Raw genomic sequence first — 22,345 nt, 5'->3', positions numbered from 1 at the left:
TTCTGTGCGAAATTTGATTCTTGTTGGACCGATGGGCGCTGGAAAAAGCACCATCGGCCGGTTGCTGGCCAAAGAGCTGCGCCTGCCGTTCAAAGATTCCGATAAGGAAATTGAATTGCGCACGGGCGCGAATATCCCATGGATTTTCGATAAGGAAGGCGAACCAGGTTTCCGTGATCGAGAGCAGGCGATGATTGCCGAGCTGTGTGATTGCGATGGCGTGGTGCTGGCCACCGGGGGCGGCGCGGTCATGCGCGAAGCCAATCGTCGGGCATTGCACGCCGGTGGTCGGGTGGTTTATTTGCATGCCTCGGTCGAACAACAGGTCGGTCGTACTGCACGCGATCGCAATCGTCCTCTGTTGCGTACTGCCGACCCGGCCAAGACCCTGCGTGACCTGCTAGAGTTGCGCGACCCGCTGTACCGGGAAATCGCCGACCTGGTGGTGGAAACCGACGAGCGACCGCCGCGGATGGTGGTGCTCGACATTCTCGAGCGCCTGAACCAGCTGCCTCCCCGTTAAAGCACGGCGCGAAATGCGCTATCCTCGGCGTCCTGCCATAACTGCCAAGTTGTGGCGGATGGCTACTGAACGGCGTCACACCAGCAGATGCCGTGGATATTCGTTTAATAACTTAGGCAGGACGCCTGATTCCATCTTCACTGTGGGGACACATGCAGACACTCAAGGTCGATCTAGGCGAGCGCAGCTACCCGATTCATATTGGCGAAGGTTTGTTGGATCAACCCGAGCTGCTGGCCCCGCATATTCGCGGTCGGCAGGTGGCGATCATCTCCAACGAAACCGTTGCGCCGCTCTATCTCGAACGTCTGACCCGCAGCCTTGCCCAGTTCTCTGTCGTTTCCATAGTGTTGCCCGACGGCGAAGCCTTCAAGAACTGGGAAACCCTGCAACTGATTTTCGATGGTCTGTTGACCGCGCGGCATGATCGGCGCACCACGGTCGTCGCCTTGGGCGGCGGTGTGATCGGTGACATGGCCGGCTTTGCGGCTGCCTGTTACCAACGCGGTGTCGATTTCATCCAGATCCCGACCACGCTGCTGTCGCAAGTCGACTCTTCGGTGGGGGGCAAGACCGGCATCAATCATCCGTTGGGCAAGAACATGGTCGGCGCCTTCTATCAGCCGAACGTGGTGCTGATCGATACCACTACGCTCAATACCTTGCCGGTCCGGGAGTTGTCTGCGGGCCTGGCGGAAGTCATCAAGTATGGGCTGATCTGTGATGAGCCGTTTTTGACCTGGCTTGAAGAAAACGTCGATCGCCTGCGTGCCCTCGATCAGGTCGCCCTGACGTATGCGATCGAACGTTCCTGCGCGGCCAAGGCGGCGGTGGTCGGTGCCGACGAAAAGGAAAACGGCGTTCGTGCCACCCTCAATCTCGGCCACACGTTTGGCCATGCCATCGAAACCCATATGGGCTATGGTGTGTGGCTACACGGTGAGGCCGTGGCCGCTGGCACCGTGATGGCCCTTGAAATGTCTGCACGCCTGGGCTGGATCACCGAACAGGAGCGCGATCGCGGCATTCGTCTGTTCCAGCGCGCTGGCTTGCCAGTCATTCCGCCCGAGGAGATGACTGAAGCCGATTTTCTCGAACACATGGCAGTTGACAAGAAAGTGATCGACGGTCGTTTACGCCTGGTGCTGCTGCGCCACATGGGCGAAGCGGTAGTGACCGACGATTATCCGAAAGAGGTTCTACAGGCCACGCTGGGAGCGGACTACCGCGCCCTGGCTCAGCTTAAAGGTTAATGAGATCCCGATGACCAGTTTGCATGCCGACGAGGCTTTCCTCGGCCATTACCAGTTAAGTCACGACCCTTTCGCACCACGGGTACCGGGCTTCAAATTCTTCCCGGCCCAGCGCAAGCCGGTACTGGGACAGTTACACCACCTGGCCCGTTACAGCCAGTTGCTGCTGGTGGTCACCGGGCCACAAGGTAGTGGCAAGACCCTGTTGCGACAGGCGCTGGTAGCCAGTACCAATAAACAATCGGTACAGAGCGTGGTGGTTTCCGCTCGTGGCGCAGGTGATGCGGCCGGCGTACTGCGGCAAGTAGCCCAGGCGCTGAATGTCGAGCAGGCGGAGATCGGGCCGATCCTGGCCCAGGTCGTGCAGCTCGCGCTGACCGGGCAGGAAGTCTACTTGCTGGTCGATGACGCCGAGCAGCTCGACGAGTCTGCGCTGGAAGCCCTGATGGAGCTGGCCGCCGGAGCGCCCGAGGGGCGACCGCACGTGTTCCTGTTCGGCGAATCCTCGCTGATTGCACAGCTGGAAGCGTTGACCCTTGAGGAAGAGCGCTTTCACGTCATCGAGCTGCAGCCATACACCGAGGAAGAGACCCGCGAGTATCTGGACCAACGGCTCGAAGGGGCGGGGCGCGGTATCGAACTTTTCACCGCCGACCAGATCTCTGATATTCACGAAAGCTCCGATGGTTGGCCTGGCAACATCAATCAGGTCGCCCGCGATGCAATGATCGAAGCCATGATCGCCAGCCGCTCAGCGGTCAAACGTCCAAGTATGGGGTTCAACATGCCGAAGAAACACGTATTGGCGATTTCCGCCGTCGTCGTGGTCGCGGTGGCTGCCGCCTGGTTGATGCCGGGTCGCAGCAAGGCACCGACCACTGGCGCCCCTGCCAACGAACAGGCGCAGTTGCCGCTGGGGCAGGGCACGCCGCAACCTAACGGCGGTGGCGCGCCAGCCGTGGAGTTCGCCGGTAACTCGCAACCGATGCCATTGCCGCTGGTCGGCAATTCGCAACCGGTCATGCGCGGCCCGCTTGCTGAAGCAGCCGGTGGTATCACCGAAGGCGACGATGGCGTGCCTGTCGAAGGTTCCAGCAATACGCCGCCCACCGTAACCACCACTGCGCCACCTGAAGGCGTCCCTGCTGGCCCGGCCCCGACGCCTACCGCCAAACCGCTTCCTGCACCAACTCAGGTCGCTACGGCCAAGCCAGTTCCGACTGCGCCAGCGGTTAAACCGGCTCCAGCACCTGCCAAGCCAGCCGCCGTGGCGACCGCCAAACCGGCCGAGAAACCGGCAGCCGCGGCCAAGTCTGCGGGTGGCACTTGGTATGCTGGCCAGCCGACGAGCAACTACGTGGTGCAGATCCTCGGTACCAGCTCCGAAGCAACCGCGCAAAACTTCGTCAAGGAGCAGGGCGGCGAGTATCGTTATTTCAAGAAGGTGCTCAACGGTAAACCGCTTTACGTGATCACCTACGGTAACTTCGCCAACCGCGATGCAGCCGTATCTGCCATCAAGGCCTTGCCAGCGAAGGTTCAGGCTGGTAAACCTTGGCCTCGCACTGTCGCCAGCGTCCAACAGGAACTGGCAGCAACTCGCTGAAGATTCGGCGGCCTTACCCAGGCCGCCTCTCCCGGCACCTCAAAATTTCTGCAGCGCATGCGGCTTCCGGGCCGCGTGCGTTGTGGTGTCTGCGTCACAGTAGTCTTTGAGTCGTGCGGTCAAAATTAAAAAAAGTTTTGACTAGCACAGCAGATCGCTTTAAACCTTTCACAAATGCGACATGGATTTGCGACATTTCGTCGTCAAATTTGTGAGGCTTCGTGTCGGTGTGTACAATGACCTCCCTTTTGCCCCTGCAAAGCTGGCGTACGTTCGGCGCGGGCGGTAAGTGGTTGAATTGAAAAGAAATTTGCTTCGATAAGAAGCAGCCTGGTGAGAAAGTGTCTATGAAAGCAGGTCTGTACCAACCAGATGAATTCAAGGATAACTGCGGTTTCGGCCTGATAGCCCATATGCAGGGCGAACCCAGTCATACCCTTTTGCAAACGGCCATTGAGGCCCTGACCTGCATGACCCACCGCGGTGGGATCAACGCCGACGGCAAGACCGGTGACGGTTGCGGTCTGCTAATTCAGAAGCCGGATGTGTTCCTGCGTGCGATCGCCCAGGAAACCTTCGGCGTTGAACTGCCCAAGCAATATGCGGTGGGCATGGTCTTCTTCAACCAGGACCCGGCAAAAGCCGAAGCCGCTCGCGAGAACATGAACCGCGAGATCCTGGCCGAAGGCCTGACGCTGGTCGGCTGGCGTAAAGTGCCGATCGACACCAGCGTACTCGGCCGTCTGGCCCTCGAACGCCTGCCACAAATCGAACAGGTGTACATCGGTGGCGAAGGCCTGAGCGACCAGGACATGGCGGTCAAGCTGTTCAGCGCCCGTCGTCGTTCGTCCGTGGCCAACGCCGCCGACGTCGATCACTACATCTGCAGCTTTTCCCACAAGACCATCATTTACAAAGGCCTGATGATGCCGGCGGACCTGTCCGCCTTCTATCCAGACCTGGGTGATGAGCGCCTGCAAACCTCGATTTGCGTGTTCCACCAGCGCTTTTCCACCAACACCCTGCCGAAATGGCCGCTGGCCCAGCCATTCCGCTTCCTCGCCCACAACGGCGAGATCAACACCATCACCGGTAACCGCAACTGGGCCCAGGCCCGTCGCACCAAGTTCACCAACGACCTGATGGATCTGGAAGAGCTCGGCCCGCTGGTCAACCGTGTGGGCTCCGACTCCTCGAGCATGGACAACATGCTCGAGTTGATGGTCACCGGTGGCATCGACCTGTTCCGTGGCGTGCGGATGATCATTCCGCCGGCGTGGCAGAACGTCGAGACCATGGACCCGGACCTGCGCGCATTCTACGAATACAACTCGATGCACATGGAGCCGTGGGACGGTCCGGCTGGCGTGGTCATGACCGACGGTCGCTACGCGGTGTGCCTGCTCGACCGTAACGGTCTGCGCCCGGCGCGTTGGGTCACTACCAAGAACGGCTTCATCACCCTGGCGTCCGAAATCGGCGTCTGGAACTACCAGCCTGAAGACGTGATCGCCAAAGGTCGCGTTGGACCGGGCCAGATCTTCGCCGTGGACACCGAAACCGGGCAGATCCTGGACACCGATGCGATCGACAACCGCCTGAAGTCCCGTCATCCATACAAGCAATGGCTGCGCAAGAACGCCCTGCGCATCCAGGCGACCATGGAAGACAACGATCACGGTTCGGCTTTCTATGATGTCGACCAGCTCAAGCAGTACATGAAGATGTACCAGGTCACGTTCGAAGAACGCGACCAAGTGCTGCGCCCCCTGGGCGAACAAGGCTACGAAGCCGTGGGCTCGATGGGCGACGATACGCCGATGGCCGTGCTGTCCCAGCGCGTGCGCACGCCGTACGACTATTTCCGCCAGCAGTTCGCGCAGGTCACCAACCCGCCGATCGACCCGCTGCGTGAAGCCATCGTCATGTCGCTGGAGATCTGCCTCGGTGCCGAGCGCAACATCTTCCAGGAGTCGCCGGAGCATGCCTCGCGCGTGATCCTCAGCTCGCCGGTCATTTCCCCGGCCAAATGGCGCTCGCTGATGAACCTCGATCGTCCTGGCTTTGAGCGCCAGATCATCGACCTCAACTACGACGAGAGCGTCGGTCTTGAAGCGGCCGTGCGCAATGTGGCCGATCAGGCTGAAGAAGCCGTTCGTGCCGGTCGCACCCAGATCGTGCTGAGCGACCGCCACATTGCCCCGGGCAAGTTGCCGATCCACGCGTCCCTGGCGACCGGTGCGGTGCATCACCGCCTGACCGAGAAAGGCCTGCGTTGCGATTCCAACATTCTGGTGGAAACCGCGACCGCTCGCGACCCGCACCACTTTGCCGTGCTGATCGGTTTCGGCGCCTCGGCGGTCTACCCGTTCCTGGCTTACGAAGTGCTGGGCGACCTGATCCGTACCGGGGAAGTGCTGGGCGACCTCTATGAGGTGTTCAAGAACTACCGCAAAGGCATCACCAAGGGCCTGCTCAAGATCCTGTCGAAGATGGGTATCTCCACCATCGCCTCGTACCGCGGCGCGCAACTGTTCGAAGCCATCGGCCTGTCCGAGGAAGTGTGCGACCTGAGCTTCCGTGGCGTGCCGAGCCGCATCAAGGGCGCGCGTTTCGTCGATATCGAAGCCGAACAGAAAGCCCTGGCCGTCGAAGCCTGGAGCCCGCGCAAGCCGATCCAGCAAGGTGGCCTGTTGAAGTTCGTCCACGGTGGCGAGTACCACGCGTACAACCCGGATGTGGTCAACACCCTGCAAGCCGCCGTGCAGCAAGGCGACTACAGCAAGTTCAAGGAATACACGGCGCTGGTGGACAACCGTCCGGTGTCGATGATCCGCGACCTGTTCCGGGTCAAGACCCTGGATACGCCGCTGGACATCAGCGAGATCGAGCCGCTGGAATCGGTGCTCAAGCGCTTCGACTCTGCGGGCATCTCCCTGGGCGCCCTGTCGCCGGAAGCCCACGAAGCCCTGGCCGAAGCCATGAACCGCCTCGGTGCGCGTTCCAACTCCGGCGAAGGTGGTGAAGATCCGTCGCGCTACGGCACCATCAAAAGTTCGAAAATCAAGCAGGTCGCCACCGGTCGTTTTGGTGTGACTCCGGAATACCTGGTCAACGCCGAAGTGCTGCAGATCAAGGTGGCCCAGGGCGCCAAGCCCGGCGAAGGTGGTCAGTTGCCCGGCGGCAAGGTCAATGGTTTGATCGCCAAGCTGCGTTATGCGGTCCCGGGCGTGACCCTGATTTCGCCTCCACCGCACCACGATATCTATTCGATCGAAGACTTGTCGCAACTGATTTTCGACTTGAAACAAGTCAACCCGAAGGCGCTGGTCTCCGTGAAGCTGGTGGCGGAAGCGGGCGTTGGCACCATCGCCGCCGGTGTGGCCAAGGCCTACGCGGACTTGATCACCATCTCCGGCTACGACGGTGGCACCGGTGCTTCGCCGCTGACCTCGATCAAATACGCGGGCGCGCCGTGGGAACTCGGTCTGGCCGAAACCCACCAGACCCTGCGCGGCAATGATCTGCGCGGCAAGGTCCGTGTGCAGACCGACGGCGGCCTGAAGACCGGCCTCGACGTGATCAAGGCAGCCATTCTCGGGGCGGAAAGCTTCGGCTTCGGCACTGCGCCAATGATTGCGCTGGGCTGCAAATACCTGCGTATTTGCCACCTGAACAACTGCGCCACCGGCGTTGCGACCCAGAACGAGAAGCTGCGCAAGGATCACTACATCGGCACCGTCGACATGGTGGTGAATTTCTTCACCTACGTCGCCGAAGAAACCCGTGAGTGGCTGGCCAAGCTGGGCGTGCGTTCGCTCGAAGAGTTGATCGGCCGTACCGATCTGCTGGAAGTCCTCGAGGGTCAGACCGCCAAACAGCATCACCTGGACCTGACCCCGCTGCTGGGCAGCGACCATGTCCCTGCGGACAAGCCGCAATTCTGCGGTGTGGATCGCAACCCGCCATTCGACAAGGGCCTTTTGGCCGAGAAGATGGTCGAGATGGCCATGTCTGCCATCAACGACAAGAGCGGCGGCGAGTTCACCCTGGACATCTGCAACTGCGACCGTTCGATCGGTGCGCGGATTTCCGGGGAAATCGCACGCCAATACGGCAACCAGGGCATGGCAGGCGCGCCGATCACCTTCCGCTTCAAGGGAACGGCCGGCCAGAGCTTTGGCGTGTGGAACGCCGGTGGCTTGAACATGTACCTGGAAGGCGATGCCAACGACTACGTCGGCAAGGGCATGACCGGCGGCAAGCTGGTCATCGTTCCGCCAAAAGGCAGCGCCTACAAGACCCAGGACAGTGCCATCGTCGGCAACACCTGCCTGTACGGCGCCACTGGCGGCAAGCTGTTCGCCGCCGGTACTGCGGGCGAGCGTTTCGCCGTGCGCAACTCCGGTGCCCACACCGTGGTGGAAGGCACCGGCGATCACTGCTGCGAATACATGACCGGTGGTTTCGTCTGCGTCCTGGGCAAGACCGGTTACAACTTTGGTTCTGGCATGACCGGTGGTTTCGCCTACGTGCTTGACCAGGACAACACCTTCGTTGACCGGGTCAACCACGAACTGGTGGAAATCCAGCGGATCAGCGGTGAAGCGATGGAAGCCTATCGCAGCCACCTGCAACGTGTGCTGAACGAGTACGTCGAGGAGACCGACAGCGAGTGGGGTCGTGAACTCGCCGAGAACCTCGATGATTACTTGCGTCGTTTCTGGCTGGTCAAACCGAAGGCAGCGAACTTGAAATCTCTGCTCACCAGTACTCGTGCGAGTCCGCAATGACGACGCAGCTGCAAGCGGCAAGCTTTTAGCCGCAAGTTAACGGCAGTGCGCGATATGCCTGCACACGTGATTGTCTTGCAGCTTGAAGCTTGTAGCTTCGAGCTGCTGTAAAGAGGTTTTGAAGATGGCCGAACGTCTCAGCAACGACTTCCAATTCATCGACGTCGGGCGCAAAGATCCGAAGAAGAAACTGTTGCGTCAACGCAAGAAAGAGTTCGTGGAGATCTACGAACCCTTCAAGCCCCAGCAGTCGGCCGACCAGGCCCACCGCTGCCTGGGTTGTGGCAACCCGTATTGCGAATGGAAGTGCCCGGTGCACAACTTCATTCCGAACTGGCTGAAGCTGGTGGCCGAGGGCAACATCCTCCAGGCCGCCGAGCTGTCGCACCAGACCAACACCCTGCCAGAGGTCTGCGGCCGGGTGTGCCCTCAGGATCGTCTGTGTGAAGGTGCTTGCACCCTCAACGACGGTTTTGGTGCGGTAACCATCGGCTCGGTCGAGAAGTACATCACCGACACCGCGTTCGCCATGGGCTGGCGCCCGGACATGTCCAAGGTCAAGCCGACCGGCAAGCGTGTGGCGATCATTGGTGCGGGACCTGCCGGCCTGGGCTGTGCCGACGTGCTGGTGCGTGGTGGCGTGACCCCGGTGGTGTTCGACAAGAACCCGGAAATCGGTGGCCTGCTGACTTTCGGCATCCCTGAGTTCAAGCTGGAAAAGACCGTGCTGAGCAATCGTCGCGAAGTTTTCAGCGGCATGGGCATCGAATTCCGCCTCAACACCGAGGTGGGCAAGGACGTGACCATGGAGCAACTGCTCGCCGAATACGATGCCGTGTTCATGGGCATGGGCACCTACACCTACATGAAAGGTGGGTTTGCCGGTGAGGACCTGCCGGGCGTTTACGACGCGCTGGATTTCCTGATCGCCAACGTCAACCGCAACCTGGGCTTTGAAAAGTCGCCGGAAGATTTCGTCGACATGAAAGGCAAGAAGGTCGTGGTACTCGGTGGCGGCGACACGGCGATGGACTGCAACCGTACCTCGATCCGCCAGGGCGCCAAGTCGGTGACCTGTGCCTATCGTCGTGACGAAGCGAACATGCCTGGCTCGCGTAAAGAGGTGAAAAACGCCAAGGAAGAAGGCGTGAAGTTCCTCTACAACCGCCAGCCAATCGCCATCGTCGGCGAAGACAAGGTCGAAGGTGTGAAGGTGGTCGAGACCCGTCTCGGCGAGCCGGATGCACGCGGCCGTCGTAGCCCGGAGCCGGTCCCGGGCTCCGAAGAGATCATCCCGGCCGACGCCGTGGTCATCGCCTTCGGCTTCCGCCCAAGCCCGGCGCCGTGGTTCGAACAGTTCGAGATCCAGACCGACAGCCAGGGCCGCGTGGTGGCCCCGGAACAAGGCCAGTACAAGCACCAGACCAGCAACCCGAAGATCTTCGCCGGTGGCGACATGGTGCGCGGTTCCGACCTGGTAGTGACAGCGATCTTCGAAGGCCGAAATGCGGCTGAGGGGATTCTGGATTATCTGGGCGTCTAATGACGCAATACCCCCTGTAGGAGCGAGCTTGCTCGCGATGAGGGTGTGTCAGTCAATACATCAATGACAGATACACCGCTATCGCGAGCAAGCTCGCTCCTACAGTTGTTTTGGTGGATCGAAACCGCGACAAATTGCCCCTATAGACAAAAGGCTCCGCTCTTGCCGTGCCTTTTGTCTCGCGCTCTGAGAAAATGCCCCCACTTTTTTTCCGGATGCCGACATGACTGCCCTGAAGAACGACCGTTTCCTTCGCGCCCTGCTCAAGCAACCTGTAGACGTCACGCCCGTGTGGATGATGCGTCAGGCCGGTCGCTACCTGCCTGAATACCGCGCCAGCCGTGCCAAGGCCGGCGACTTCATGAGCCTGTGCATGAACCCGGCGTTCGCTTGCGAAGTCACCCTGCAACCGCTCGACCGCTACCCGCAACTGGACGCGGCGATCCTGTTCTCCGACATCCTGACGATCCCGGATGCCATGGGCCAGGGCCTGTATTTCGAAACCGGCGAAGGCCCGCGCTTCAAGAAAGTCATCAGCACGATGGCCGACATCGAGGCCTTGCCAATCCCGGACCCGCACAAAGACCTCGGTTACGTCATGGACGCGGTCAGCACCATCCGCCGTGAACTGAACGGCCGTGTGCCGCTGATCGGCTTTTCCGGTAGCCCATGGACCCTCGCTACCTACATGGTCGAAGGTGGTTCGTCGAAAGACTTCCGCAAGACCAAGGCCATGCTCTACGACAACCCGCAAGCCATGCACCTGCTCCTGGACAAGCTCGCGCAGTCGGTCATCAGCTACCTCAACGGCCAGATCAAGGCCGGTGCGCAAGCGGTGCAGATTTTCGACACCTGGGGCGGCAACCTGTCGGCGGCTGCCTACCAGGAATTTTCCCTGGCCTACATGAAAAAAATCGTCAGCGGCCTGATCCGCGAGCACGAAGGTCGCAAGGTGCCGGTCATCCTGTTCACCAAGAACGGCGGTCTGTGGCTGGAAAGCATCGCCGATGCGGGTGCCGACGCGCTGGGCCTGGATTGGACCTGTGACATCGGCAACGCCCGCGCTCGCGTCGGTGACAAAGTCGCGCTGCAAGGCAACATGGACCCGACCGTGCTCTACGCCAAGCCGGAAGCGATTCGCGCCGAAGTCGGGCGCATTCTCGCCAGCTATGGCAAAGGCAGCGGCCACGTGTTCAACCTCGGCCACGGCATCACCCCGGAAGTCGATCCGGAGCACGCCGGCGCGTTCCTGCGCGCGGTCCATGAGTTGTCGGCGCAGTATCACGAGTAAGTTTTGCTCGTGACACAAAGGCCTGTCCTGGCTCACGCCGGACAGGCTTTTTTGCATCTGTTAAACAGGCGGAGTGTGTTGAATTTGCGTTTGTAAGATTGTTCTGTGGCGCTATTCAGGCAAGTGAATCAGGCAGATTAATCCCCTTGAAAGCAGAGACTTCTCCTACATAGAAGTTGCTTGCATCTCGGTAAGGTTCCAGACCTTCGTTCGGTCCTCCATCGAACGAAACCGCGAGTAGCCGCGCCGTCAGGCGCGCTGATTATCGATAAGCAGTCTGGAATCCAATGATGAAAAAAATGATCTTCAGGGGTGGTGCATTCACGGCATGCACTTCCTCGATGCTCCTGTTATCGGCAATGCTGGCGTCCCAAGGCGCATACGCCCATGGTTATCTCGAAGCACCGCCTTCGCGGGCGGCGCTGTGCCAAAAAGGCTTGAACACTAATTGTGGTGGCGCGCAATACGAACCTCAAAGCGTGGGCGAAACATTCAAGGGTTTTCCGGCCGGGGTTGGTGGTGCACCTAATCAGGGCCCCGTCGACGGCAAGATCCCGAGCGGTGGTCACGCGCTGTTCTCCGCGCTGGATGCCCAGTCTGCTACCCGCTGGCATCTGAATGAAATCAAGAACCGCAACATTGACTTCCAGTGGCGCTACACCGCTTCTCACCCGGCCACCAAGCATGAATATTTCATCACCCGTAACGGCTGGAATCCGAACGAATCGCTCAAGCGTGCGACCTTCGAGAGCACCCCGTTTTGCACCGTCGATGGCGGGCATCAGTTGCCGGTGTCGGGTGCCAAGCACAACTGTAATATTCCGGCGGACAAGTCCGGCCCCCATGTGATCCTGGCGATCTGGACTGTCGGCGATACCGACGCGGCGTTCTACAACGCCACTGATGTGAACATCATCGCCGAGCCTGAATTGCCGGGCGGCTGGTCGTCGGTAGGCGGCATTGCTGCGTCCAATCACCTGCTGGTGGGCGACAAGGTCAAGGCCCGCGCCTTCTCCGCCAATGGCGAAAGCCAGGATTACAGCGTGGAGATCGCCATCGACACTGCCGAGGAAGGTGCGCCAGCCAACTGGTCATTCAAACTCGCAGAGAAGATCAACAGCACCCACAAACTGATCCGCGCAGGTATCCGCGACGAAAGCGGCAATATCGAACCGGTGCGTGGCAACAACACCCTGTACGCGCAAAAAGACAGCGGTGTAACCCGCTACGAAGTTCAGCTGGACATGAAGGAAGACGCGTCGGCGCGCATGTCGGTCGCTTCCCAGCGTCCGGAATATGAGCTGGACAAAGGCTTGGCCAAGGTCGATTTCGGCATGATCGCCAACCGCCAGATGAACGTTGAAGCCACCTTGTTCGACGAGAACAACAAGCCGGTCGGGACGGTCTCGGCGCAAGTGCAAAGCGGTGCGACCAGCCTCGTCATGGACGTTCGCAGTAACCCGGGCAAACACACCCTGACACTGGTCGGCACGACGCTTGATGGCCGTACCACCCGCCAGGACACGCAGACCACCCTCATGACCGGTGAAGGCGCGGGCGTGGAACATGACTTCGTGTTCCCCGAAGGCCTTGGCGAGTACACCGCCGGCACCAAGGTGTTGCAACCCAAGACCAATGAGGTCTTCGAATGCAAGCCATTCCCCGAGTCCGGTTACTGCAAGCAGTTCAGCCCGACCGCCAACGGCTTTGAGCCGGGCGTCGGCGCGCACTGGCACATGGCCTGGAACAAACTTTAAGGCCGTTGGGTAACGCCTGCGGCGGTCTGTGCCTGGACCGCCGCACGCTTGAGTTTGACCGCCACACGCAGCAACTCGTGCTGCTCTCGTACTCGCAGGGCTTTTCAATGATTAGGCGATTTTTCACCTTCTGCCTGGTGATGATCTGCGTCGTTTACGCAGGGTTTCTGGTGTGGCAGGAGCAGGACTTTCGCAAAAGCCAGGCTTCGCCGTCCCAGGGCGCTGCACCGCTGCAGACACCTTCGCCCCGCGCATCCCTGGACGCCACTGCCATCGCCTCCGTATTCGGGTTGAGGCCTGAAGCCTCATTGCTACCCAGTGCCGAGCCGCTGACCCTGCTGGCCAGTTTTGTCGTCATCAGCGGACTGTCCAAGGCATTGCTGGCCGACGCGCAGGGCGCACGCATTTACCAGGTCGGCGACCGATTGCCGGGCGGCAGCATTCTGCGTCGGGTCGAGACCGATAAAGCGGTGTTATGGAACAAGGGGCGCGAAGAGGTCTTGATGCTGCAAACGTCGACCGTGCGTTTTCTCAACCGGCTGGACCACCCAAGCGCAGCACCAGCTCCCGCCACACCTACGCGTTATCTACGCCCGTATACCGAGTGATGTCTGCGATGAACAGTTACAACGGCGCGCAGGTGTTGCGTGCCCTGGTTTTCCTCGTTGCCTTGGCGACCACGCTTTTTCACGGCGACTTGCAAGCCGAGGAAGAAAAATGGCAACTGGCGATGAACAACGCCGAGCTGCGGGACATTGTGGAAGAAATGTCCGCAATTCTTCAAACGACGGTGGTGCTTGACCCCCGTGTCTCGGGACGTATTACGGTCATGTCTCGTCAGGCGCTTGATCGTGAAGGCGTTCGTCGTCTGTTTTACTCGGTACTCGATGCCCACAACTTCACCGTGATCGACGAGGGCGACCGAATTCTCATTACACCGGTGACCGAAGCGAAAACCCGCGCCAGTCAAGGCACGGCAAAAAACGCTACGGCGTCGCAGTTTGTCACCCAGGTCATCGCGCTCGACACCAGCAACGCCGCCGACCTGGCCGGGCTGGTACGACCGCTGGTTTCGGCCAACGGTTATGTGGGGCCATCGGTGTCGGCCAATGCCCTGGTGGTCACCGATACCTCAGCCAACGTGCAGCGAATCGCCAAGGTCGTACGTCAACTGGATGCGGGGCAGAACAACCTGCATTCGGTGATGCAATTGCAGTATGCCCAGGCGGCTGATGTGCTCACAATCATCGAGTCGTCGCTGGGCAAGCGTAATGCCGACACGGCGATCCAGGCACTGGCCGACCACCGCACCAACCGCCTGATTTTCATCGGCCCGCCCGCAGTGCGCCAGCGTCTGCTCGATCTGGCACGGGGCCTGGACACGCCGGCTACAGCCTCGGTGGACAATGCGCGGGTCATTCGTTTGCGCCATAGCGATGCCAAGCAACTGGCCGAAATTCTGGAAGTGATGGGGCAGGGCCGCAAGCAGGCCTCGACCCTGGGCAGTGTGAAGGACAGCGCTTCCAGTGCGGCCTTCATGATCAAGGCGGACGAAAGTCAGAACGCGCTGGTGGTGATTGCCGAGCCGGCGCAAGTCCGGACGCTGGAAAACATCGTGCGCCAACTGGACCAGCCTCGTGCGCAAGTGCTTATCCATGCCGCCATCGTCGAGATTTCCGGCGACATCGCAGAAACCGTTGGCGTGCAATGGGGCTTGAGCACCGGTGACATCAAAGGCTTCATCAACTTCCCTGGCACCGATGTGCCGATCGTGGGCGGGCTGACCTTCGACGGCAAAGAGTCGCGCCCGAAGGCGCGATCCTGAAACTGGGCACCGACCGTTTTGGCGCGTTGATTTCGGCGCTGGCCAGCAGTACCCACAGCAATCTGCTTTCCACGCCAAGCCTGCTGACCCTGGACAATCAACAGGCGGAAATCATCGTTGGGCAAAACGTGCCATTCAAGACCGGTTCCTACGCCACCAGCAGCAGCGGTGCGGACAATCCCTTTACCACAGTCGAGCGCAAGGACGTTGGTATTAGCCTGAAGATCAAACCGTACATCAACGAAGGGTCGACCCTGCGCCTGGAAGTGGAGCAAGAGGTGTCGGATATCGCGCCTTCGGTCTCGGGCATCGATTCTTCCGACCTGATCACCAACAAGCGAGCGCTCAAAAGCACCATCCTCGCCGATGATGGAGAGATCATCGTGATCGGCGGCCTGATCCGCGACAGCGTGCGCACCCAGCGCAGCGGCATCCCACTGCTGCGTGACATTCCCTATTTGGGGGCATTGTTTCGCTGGAGCCGCGACACGCAAACCAAAAGCAATCTGATGGTGTTCCTGCGTCCGACCATCGTACGCAGCAAGGAAGACCTGGCCGATGTGAGCCAGCAGCGCTACAACGCCCTGCGCAAATTGAGCCAGCCGGCCGCGCACGAAAACAACTCGTTGCTGCTGCCCGCCGAAGCCCGGCAGTTGTTCGACCAGCCCGTTGAGCCGCCGGTGTTCGATTTACGCAAGTCGGCGTCGGGGACACCATGAGCGAAGAAAACGCTGCGCTGTCGTTTGGTTTCGCCCGGCGCTTTGGTGTCTTGCTGACGCATGAGGAAACCGGGCCTTGTCTGATGCTGCGGGCCGATACGCCGCTAACGGCGCTGTCTGAGGCCCGGCGCCGGTGCGCTCGGGATCTGCCGATCCGGGTGCTCGATGCCGATCAGTTCGCTGCGCGCCTGGGCACCGCGTTCCGTGACGGCCAGAGCGCGGCGCAGCAGGTTGCGCAGGGGCTGGATGACGAACTGGATTTGCTCAGTCTGGTCGATCAAGTTCCGCAAACGGCTGACTTGCTGGAGCAGCAGGGCCATGCACCGATTATCCGCCTGGTCAACGCGTTGCTCAGCGAAGCCGTGCGTGAACACGCTTCGGACGTGCACCTGGAAACGTTCGAGCATTCAGTGGCCGTGCGCATGCGCATCGACGGGCAATTGCGCGAGATGCTCCGGCCGAGGCGTGAGTTGGCGACCCTGCTGGTGTCGCGGGTCAAGGTCATGGCGCGCCTGGACATCGCCGAAAAACGCATTCCCCAGGATGGTCGGATAGCCCTGCGCCTGGCGGGACATGAAGTCGATGTGCGGGTCTCCACGTTACCGTCGGCCCATGGTGAAAGGGTGGTATTGCGCCTGCTGGATAAACAGGCTGGACGCCTGGATTTGCAGCGTTTGGGAATGCCCGCGGACACTCTGGCAACCCTGCGTCAGTTACTCGCCAGGCCCCATGGCATCCTGCTGGTGACCGGCCCCACCGGCTCCGGCAAAACCACCAGCCTTTACGCTGCACTGAGCAGCCTGAACGACCAGACGCGCAACATTCTCACGGTCGAGGACCCCATCGAATATCACCTGCCGGGGGTGGGGCAGATGCCGGTCAATCCGAAAGTGGACATGACGTTCGCTCGTGGGTTGCGCGCCATTCTGCGCCAGGACCCGGACGTGGTGATGGTCGGCGAAATCCGTGATCGCGAGACGGCTCAAATCGCCGTTCAAGCCTCCCTCACCGGGCATCTGGTGCTGTCGACGCTGCACACCAACAGTGCGGTCGGCGCGGTGACACGGCTGGTGGACATGGGCGTGGACGCCTACCTGCTGGCGTCGTCGCTGGTCGGCATTTTGGCTCAGCGTCTGCTGCGCACGTTGTGCCCGCATTGCAAGGCGTCGTACCGCGCCGACGCGGTCACGTGTGAACGTCTCGGGATCAGCGAGACGCCCCCCACAACGTTGTTTCGGGCCGTGGGTTGTGAACGGTGCCAGCACGGTTATCGCGGGCGTATCGGTATCTACGAGTTGCTGAGTGTCACGCCGGCGGTGGCGGCACTGATTCATCAGGGCGCCGGTGAGCGGGCATTGCTTGAAGAGACACGCCGGGCGTCTCGCAGCCTGTTCCAGGACGGCCGACAACGGGTGCTCGATGGCGTGACCAGCCTCGACGAGTTGTTGCGCGTGACCCGGGAGGATTAGCCAGTGCCGACCTTCGACTACCGGGCCGACGATGCCCAGGGCAAGCGCTGCAAGGGGCGGTTGGAGGCGGACAGCCCGCGACATGCTCGTGAACTGTTGCGCGAGCGCGGTCTGTGGCCGCGTGAATTGAAAGAAGTGCACGTGGGCACCGCCATCGGTTTGCAACCGCGCGGTGGACGTTTGAGCGCCGCGCAACTGGCGTTGTTGACGTTGCAGTTGTCCACCCTGGTTCAAGCCGGTCTGCCTCTGGAAGAAGCGTTGCAAGCCGTGGCCCGCCAGAGTTCGAGGCGCAAAGTAGCGGGTCTGTTGTCGGCGGTGCGCAGCCGGGTCATGGAAGGGCATGCACTCTCCACGGCACTGTCGCTGTTTCCCAGGGCGTTCCCGGATCTCTATCGCGCCACCGTCGCTGCGGGAGAGCGTTCCGGCCATTTGGGTCAGGTGCTGGAGCAATTGGCCGCGTACACCCAGGCGCGTCAGGCCTCGCGGCAGAAGATTCAGATGGCGCTGGTGTACCCGTTGATACTCATGCTGGCCAGCGTGGCGATCGTCGGTTTTCTGCTGGGTTTCGTGGTGCCGGATGTGGTGAAAATCTTCATCGACAGCGGTCAGCCGCTGCCTTGGTTGACTCAGGCGCTGATCGGCTTGAGTGGCGGTTTGCGCCAGCATTTCCTGACGTTGATCGCTGGTCTGGCGCTGCTGGTCGGCCTCTACCGCTGGAGTTTGCGCGAGCCTGCGTGGCGGCTGCGCTGGCATCGCCTGGCGCTGCAACTACCGGTTGTGGGACAGGTGTTGCGGGCGATGGAAGCGGCACGCTTTGCCAGCACCCTGGCGATCCTGAGCAAGAGCGCCGTGCCGTTGGTGGATGCGCTGGAAATCGCTGCGGCGGTTATCGGCAACCTGACCCTACGCGCGCGCATGGTCGATGTCGCCCGCTCTGTGCGTGAAGGCGGGACGTTGACTCGCGGCCTGGAACTCAGCGGCGACATCCCGCCGATGATGCTGCACATGATCGCCAGCGGCGAACGCGCTGGCGAACTCGACCACATGCTGGTGCGGGCCGCGGAGCAACAGGAGAGCAGCCTGGCCGCGCGCATCGCGCTGGTCGTGAGTCTTTTCGAACCCGCCATGCTGGTGCTGATGGGCGGCGTTGTGCTGCTGATCGTGCTGGCCATCCTGCTTCCTATCCTGAGCCTCAACCAACTGGTGAATTGACCCATGCAACCTCTACCTGACAATTTGTCCCGCCGGCAGGCGGGTTTCACCCTGATCGAAATCATGGTGGTGGTCGTGATCATCGGTGTGCTGGGGGCCATTGTGGTTCCACAGTTCATGAGCCGTCCCGATCAGGCCAAAGTCACCGCAGCGAAAATCGATATCCAGGCGATTTCCACTGCCCTGGAAATGTATCGCCTCGACAATTTCCACTACCCCTCGACGCAGCAGGGGCTGGAAGCCTTGAGCAAACACCCGTCGGGCCTGCCGGCGGCGAGAAACTGGAACCCCCAGGGCTACCTGAAAAGCTTGCCGGTCGACCCGTGGGGCACGCCCTACCAATATCTCAATCCCGGCGCACAATCGCTCGATGGAAGCTTTGACCTGTATTCCCTGGGGGCTGATGGCGTGGTCGGCGGTGACGGGCATGCAGCCGACATCGGCAATTGGGGCGGCTGATTCATGCGCCAGTGTTGTCAGGGCTTCACCTTGCTCGAGTTGATGATCGTGCTCGTGGTCATCGGCATGCTGCTGGGCATGGTGAGCCTGGTGGTCGCGCCCAACCCATTGCGTGAAGCACGCTACGAAGCGGGCGAAGTCGCCGGCATGATCCAGCGGCTGCGTGAGCGCGCCGTGCTCAATGGCGAGCAATACGGTATTCGTCTCAGTGAGTCTGGTTATCGCGTCATGCAGCTCCAGGACCGTGAGTGGCGGCCAATGGCTGCCTTCCATCAGTGGCCCGCCCACCTGCGTTTGCACCTGGAGCAGGACGGGCAGGCCCTGACGCTCGGCGGCGATCAAGGGTTGCCGCAACTGTTGATGCTCAGCAGCGATGAAAACACGGCCTTCATCCTGACGTTTTCGATGGGCGACCGCTCGCTCCTCAGCCTGTCGAGCGACGGCCTGGGTGAGGCAGTGATCGATGGTTAAGGGCGTGTCGCAGCAAGGCGGGTTCACCTTGCTGGAGATCATGGTGGCCCTGGCGGTTTTCTCCACGTTGGCGGCCGCCGTGCTCTCGGCCAGCCAGTACGTGGCGAAGCAGACCACGGTGGTCGAGGCGCGGCTGTTCGCCGTCTGGTTGGCCGATAACCAGCTCAATGAACTGCGCCTGCAATCGTCGTTAGCCCCGGGGCAGGAGCAACGTACGGTGCACATGGATCGCCGCGACTGGCGGCTTCGCCAGCAGGTCAGCGCATCGCCGGACTCGCGACTGTTGAAGGTCGATATCGAGGTCAGCGCTGTCGGTGGCGACTCAGTCCTGCACCGCAGCCGTGGCTGGATACCTGTGCGCGATGAATAGGCAAAGCGGCTTTACCTTGCTGGAGCTGGTGATCGCCCTCGCGATCTTCGCCGTGCTCGGCCTGGCCAGTTGGGGATTGTTCGACGGTGTCGTGCGCGTGCAGCAGGGCACAACGGCCCACGAGCGGGAGTTCAGGCGCCTGCAACGGGCGGTGGCGGTGATTGAGCGTGACTTGATGCAGGTCACCGAGCAGCCGGTGGTGCTCAAGCAACGCCAGTTGCAGTTGCAACGCAGCCATTGGCGCAACCCTCTGGACCAACCGCGCAGCGAGCGCCAGACGCTGACCTACCGGCTTGAAGACGACGTGCTGTGGCGTGAAAGCATGGGTGAGGGCACGCCGGCCCCGCAGCGGCAGAAACTGCTCGGTGAAGTTCGGCAGTTGAGCTGGCGCTTGTTTGATCGTCAAAGCGGCTGGCGAGATGAGTGGCCGGCCTCGGACGATACAAGTGTACCGCTGGCCGTGGAACTGCAAGTGTCGGTGGGGCGCTTCGATTCGATCCGCCGGGTGCTGCTGTTGCCTGTGGCATTGCCTTGAACGGACGACAGCGGGGGATCGCCCTGATCAGCGTGTTGCTGGTCATGAGTCTGGCGTTGCTGATCACCGGCGGCTTGCTGCGCAGCCATCGCCTTTCGTTGCAAAGCAGTGGCCAGGCTGTGCAACACGTGCAATTGCGTCAGTGGGCGATGGCCGGGGAAACGTGGGCGCTCTTGCAATTGCAGGAGGCGGCCAGTGCATCGCGGACAACCGTCGACCTGACCCAGGCATGGGCGCGGATGTCGCCCGATTTCGACATCGAAGGTGCGCAGTTGCACGTCGGTATTGAGGACCTGGCCGGTCGTTTCAATCTCAATGCCTTGTTACGCCAGGGCCGGATCGACCAGGTGACGCTCAATCGTTGGGGACGCTTGCTTGAGCGGCTCGAACTGGCGCCACTGTCGCTGAGTCAGGTCGGCGTCTTGAATGAGCTCAGCCAATTGCGTCTGCTGCCGGGCGTGGATGGGCAGCACCTGCGTCGATTGGAACCCTGGGTCGCGTTATTGCCCACCGACGCTGCGCTGAATATCAACACCGCCCCGGCGCTGCTGTTGAGAACGCTGGATGACCTCGAGCCAGCCACGGTCGACGCCCTGATCCGCCAGCGCTCGATGGCGGCGTGGCCCAGCGTCCAGGCCTTTACCGAGGAACCGCTGCTGCGGGGTGCCGACCTGAGCCGTCATGGCCTGGGCGTCACCAGTCGCTGGTTTCGAGTCACCGTGCAGATCACCCAGGGGCAGAGCCGACTGCGACTGGCCACGGATGTCGAGCAGGATCCCGACACTCGGCAATTCAAAGTCCTGCAGCGACGCCTACTTCCTTCAAGTGCCAATGAGATGCCCCAATGAACACCTGGCTTTACCTGACCGCCGAGGGTCTGAACACGGCTTCTACCGACTGGCCAAGCTGCCTGTGGTCATCCGCCGGACAACGGCGGTTGATGCCATTGGATCAGGCCGCGCGCGAGCTTGGCGGGCAAACGGTGGATCTGCTGTTGCCCATGGAATTGTGCAGTTGGGTGCGCACCGATCCGTGGCCGAACAAACGCCACCCCGGGGGGCAGGCCATTGCTTTTGCCGTGGAAAACCAACTGAGCGACCCCCTCGATCATCTCCATTTAGGGTTTGGCTCCCGCGACAAGGAGGGGTGTTATCCGGTGATGGTGGTGGAACGAGAACGCTTTGCCGCAGTGCTCGCGTTGCTCAAGGAAACGGGCATTGCTGTGCGTTCGGTGTACGTAGACGCCGATATCATGCCCGGGACCGGACCGTTGGCGGTGCGCTGGTTCGGTCGATGGCTGGTGGGCGCAGGCGCTCCAGCCCGCCTGGCGATGGACGATGAGGGATTGGCGCTGCTGCGACCGCTGCTGCCACTGGATACCCGATGGATCGACGAGCGCCACGATGCGGTCGACATCGATCCGTACCTGACACTCAGTCACTCGCGGGCCATCAACCTGCTGCAAGGACCTTTCGCCCCACGTCGCCGGCATCTGTCGTGGCGGCCTGGTGGCCTGGCGCTGCTCGCTCTCCTACTGTTGAGCTGGCTGGCCAGCGCCGCGCGAATCGATTTTCTCGAGCGCGAAACCCGTCGGATCTCCAACCAGAATGAACAACGGTTCACCACGCTCTATCCAGACCAGACCCGCATCGTCGATCTGGCGACACAGCTCAAGGTACTGCAAAACCAGGCAACAGAGCCGCAGAAGACCCATATCGCCGGCCTGCTCGGTTTGGTTGAGCAAGTCGTTGGCGCCAGCCCGGTTGAAGTACGGCGTATCGAGTATCGGGCGGGTGATGGCTGGAGAGTCCAATTGACCGCCAACAGCTTTGCCGAGCTTGAGCAGTTACGCGAACGCGGTCGCCAGCAAGGCATGCCGGTCCGGCTCGACAGTGCGAACAAGGAACTTGACCGCGTGCAAGCGACGCTCACCATGGAGGATGCTCGATGAAGGCTGCCTGGCGTCGCCTGGCCATTCGTGAGCAACGCCTGTTGATGCTGATGGGCGCCTTCGTCCTGATGGTTGCCGTATTCAGCCTGATCTGGCAACCCACCCGCGAGCGCTTGGACGCCGCCGAGCGCCAGCACCAACGGCAACGGATACTGGCGTCGCAGTTGCAACGCGCGCAGCCGCGCAGTGAAGTGAACGCCCTCGTCCCTGATCAGCCCCTTTCACTGCGCATCAGCGAAAGCGCCACGGCGGCCGGGCTGGAGCTGCACCAGATGGATGCCGACAACGACCTGTTGCGCCTGACTGTCAGCGGGGACGGGAAAACGCTGCTGCAATGGCTGGACCGCGCGGAGCGCGAGGGCGCAGCCTTGCAATCGCTGACACTGGAAAAGCGCGACACACTTTTGCAGGCGCGGGTGGTGCTCAAATAGAAAGTCCCACCTCCTGAATGACCCTCACCGCCCTTTGTAGGAGCGAGCTTGCTCGCGATAGTGCCTGAGTGGCTGCGGTGTCTGGACGTTAATCGCGAGGGTTCGACGCCTCGACATGCTCGCTCCTACAGGGTGGG

At 61.2% G+C, this 22,345-nt stretch carries 17 protein-coding genes and 1 pseudogene; all 18 read left to right on the top strand.

The window, feature by feature from the left end:
• The first annotated feature begins 4 nt into the window (after positions 1-4).
• Entirely contained in the window at positions 5-523 is a 519-nt protein-coding gene (gene aroK / locus AB4N64_RS23005; RefSeq protein WP_460118807.1) for a shikimate kinase AroK, read from the top strand.
• A gap of 152 nt (positions 524-675) precedes the next feature.
• Entirely contained in the window at positions 676-1,776 is a 1,101-nt protein-coding gene (gene aroB, locus AB4N64_RS23000; RefSeq protein WP_460118805.1) for a 3-dehydroquinate synthase, read from the top strand.
• A 10-nt stretch (positions 1,777-1,786) separates the two neighbouring features.
• Entirely contained in the window at positions 1,787-3,382 is a 1,596-nt protein-coding gene (locus AB4N64_RS22995) for an AAA family ATPase (RefSeq protein WP_460118803.1), read from the top strand.
• 347 nt (positions 3,383-3,729) lie between these two features.
• Complete coding sequence (gltB, locus tag AB4N64_RS22990; RefSeq protein ID WP_460118801.1) at positions 3,730-8,175, top strand: glutamate synthase large subunit; 4,446 nt, start codon at positions 3,730-3,732, stop codon at positions 8,173-8,175.
• Between the two features lie 124 nt (positions 8,176-8,299).
• A complete protein-coding gene (locus AB4N64_RS22985; protein WP_460118799.1) occupies positions 8,300-9,718 on the top strand; it encodes an FAD-dependent oxidoreductase in 1,419 nt (472 codons plus the stop codon).
• A gap of 223 nt (positions 9,719-9,941) precedes the next feature.
• Positions 9,942-11,009, top strand: coding sequence for a uroporphyrinogen decarboxylase (gene hemE, locus AB4N64_RS22980; RefSeq protein WP_460118797.1), 1,068 nt, complete (start codon positions 9,942-9,944; stop codon positions 11,007-11,009).
• 290 nt (positions 11,010-11,299) lie between these two features.
• The gene (gbpA, locus tag AB4N64_RS22975) at positions 11,300-12,766 is read left to right on the top strand and encodes an N-acetylglucosamine-binding protein GbpA (RefSeq protein WP_460118795.1); all 1,467 of its coding nucleotides are present in this window, start codon (positions 11,300-11,302) and stop codon (positions 12,764-12,766) included.
• A 107-nt stretch (positions 12,767-12,873) separates the two neighbouring features.
• Positions 12,874-13,374, top strand: coding sequence for a type II secretion system protein N (locus AB4N64_RS22970; RefSeq protein ID WP_460118793.1), 501 nt, complete (start codon positions 12,874-12,876; stop codon positions 13,372-13,374).
• An 8-nt stretch (positions 13,375-13,382) separates the two neighbouring features.
• A pseudogene (gene gspD, locus AB4N64_RS22965) lies at positions 13,383-15,310 on the top strand (type II secretion system secretin GspD).
• Positions 15,307-16,779: a type II secretion system ATPase GspE gene (gene gspE / locus AB4N64_RS22960; RefSeq protein WP_460118791.1), complete on the top strand. Its 1,473-nt coding sequence runs from the start codon at positions 15,307-15,309 to the stop codon at positions 16,777-16,779. Before gspD ends, gspE begins: the two are co-directional and overlap by 4 nt.
• Before the next feature lie 3 nt (positions 16,780-16,782).
• The gene (gene gspF, locus AB4N64_RS22955) at positions 16,783-17,991 is read left to right on the top strand and encodes a type II secretion system inner membrane protein GspF (RefSeq protein WP_460118789.1); all 1,209 of its coding nucleotides are present in this window, start codon (positions 16,783-16,785) and stop codon (positions 17,989-17,991) included.
• 3 nt (positions 17,992-17,994) lie between these two features.
• Positions 17,995-18,450, top strand: a complete 456-nt coding sequence (gspG, locus tag AB4N64_RS22950; RefSeq protein WP_460118787.1) for a type II secretion system major pseudopilin GspG — start codon at positions 17,995-17,997, stop codon at positions 18,448-18,450.
• Positions 18,451-18,453: 3 nt separating this feature from the next.
• Positions 18,454-18,921, top strand: a complete 468-nt coding sequence (gspH, locus tag AB4N64_RS22945; RefSeq protein ID WP_460118785.1) for a type II secretion system minor pseudopilin GspH — start codon at positions 18,454-18,456, stop codon at positions 18,919-18,921.
• Entirely contained in the window at positions 18,914-19,291 is a 378-nt protein-coding gene (gene gspI / locus AB4N64_RS22940; protein WP_460118783.1) for a type II secretion system minor pseudopilin GspI, read from the top strand. Before gspH ends, gspI begins: the two co-directional genes overlap by 8 nt.
• Positions 19,284-19,826 carry a type II secretion system protein GspJ gene (locus tag AB4N64_RS22935; RefSeq protein ID WP_460118781.1) on the top strand — a complete coding sequence of 181 codons (543 nt, stop codon included), beginning with the start codon at positions 19,284-19,286 and terminating at the stop codon, positions 19,824-19,826. Before gspI ends, AB4N64_RS22935 begins: the two co-directional genes overlap by 8 nt.
• A complete protein-coding gene (locus AB4N64_RS22930) occupies positions 19,823-20,674 on the top strand; it encodes a type II secretion system protein GspK (protein ID WP_460118779.1) in 852 nt (283 codons plus the stop codon). The genes AB4N64_RS22935 and AB4N64_RS22930 overlap by 4 nt, the downstream gene beginning before the upstream one ends.
• Complete coding sequence (gspL, locus tag AB4N64_RS22925; protein ID WP_460118777.1) at positions 20,671-21,777, top strand: type II secretion system protein GspL; 1,107 nt, start codon at positions 20,671-20,673, stop codon at positions 21,775-21,777. The genes AB4N64_RS22930 and gspL overlap by 4 nt, the downstream gene beginning before the upstream one ends.
• A complete protein-coding gene (gspM, locus tag AB4N64_RS22920) occupies positions 21,774-22,208 on the top strand; it encodes a type II secretion system protein GspM (RefSeq protein WP_460118775.1) in 435 nt (144 codons plus the stop codon). The genes gspL and gspM overlap by 4 nt, the downstream gene beginning before the upstream one ends.
• Positions 22,209-22,345 lie beyond the last annotated feature (137 nt).

It is taken from the genome of Pseudomonas sp. S2_C03 (assembly GCF_054668405.1).
This window is presented reverse-complemented; position numbering and strand designations above follow the sequence as displayed.

What these genes read in the sequence shown, in the direction of transcription:
- aroB (WP_460118805.1), top strand. Translation starts at nt 676, where the DNA reads ATGCAGACACTCAAGGTCGATCTAGGCGAGCGCAGCTACCCGATTCAT.
- AB4N64_RS22995 (WP_460118803.1), top strand. Translation starts at nt 1,787, where the DNA reads ATGACCAGTTTGCATGCCGACGAGGCTTTCCTCGGCCATTACCAGTTA.
- gltB (WP_460118801.1), top strand. Translation starts at nt 3,730, where the DNA reads ATGAAAGCAGGTCTGTACCAACCAGATGAATTCAAGGATAACTGCGGT.
- AB4N64_RS22985 (WP_460118799.1), top strand. Translation starts at nt 8,300, where the DNA reads ATGGCCGAACGTCTCAGCAACGACTTCCAATTCATCGACGTCGGGCGC.
- hemE (WP_460118797.1), top strand. Translation starts at nt 9,942, where the DNA reads ATGACTGCCCTGAAGAACGACCGTTTCCTTCGCGCCCTGCTCAAGCAA.
- gbpA (WP_460118795.1), top strand. Translation starts at nt 11,300, where the DNA reads ATGAAAAAAATGATCTTCAGGGGTGGTGCATTCACGGCATGCACTTCC.
- AB4N64_RS22970 (WP_460118793.1), top strand. Translation starts at nt 12,874, where the DNA reads ATGATTAGGCGATTTTTCACCTTCTGCCTGGTGATGATCTGCGTCGTT.
- gspE (WP_460118791.1), top strand. Translation starts at nt 15,307, where the DNA reads ATGAGCGAAGAAAACGCTGCGCTGTCGTTTGGTTTCGCCCGGCGCTTT.
- gspG (WP_460118787.1), top strand. Translation starts at nt 17,995, where the DNA reads ATGCAACCTCTACCTGACAATTTGTCCCGCCGGCAGGCGGGTTTCACC.
- gspH (WP_460118785.1), top strand. Translation starts at nt 18,454, where the DNA reads ATGCGCCAGTGTTGTCAGGGCTTCACCTTGCTCGAGTTGATGATCGTG.
- gspI (WP_460118783.1), top strand. Translation starts at nt 18,914, where the DNA reads ATGGTTAAGGGCGTGTCGCAGCAAGGCGGGTTCACCTTGCTGGAGATC.
- AB4N64_RS22935 (WP_460118781.1), top strand. Translation starts at nt 19,284, where the DNA reads ATGAATAGGCAAAGCGGCTTTACCTTGCTGGAGCTGGTGATCGCCCTC.
- gspL (WP_460118777.1), top strand. Translation starts at nt 20,671, where the DNA reads ATGAACACCTGGCTTTACCTGACCGCCGAGGGTCTGAACACGGCTTCT.
- gspM (WP_460118775.1), top strand. Translation starts at nt 21,774, where the DNA reads ATGAAGGCTGCCTGGCGTCGCCTGGCCATTCGTGAGCAACGCCTGTTG.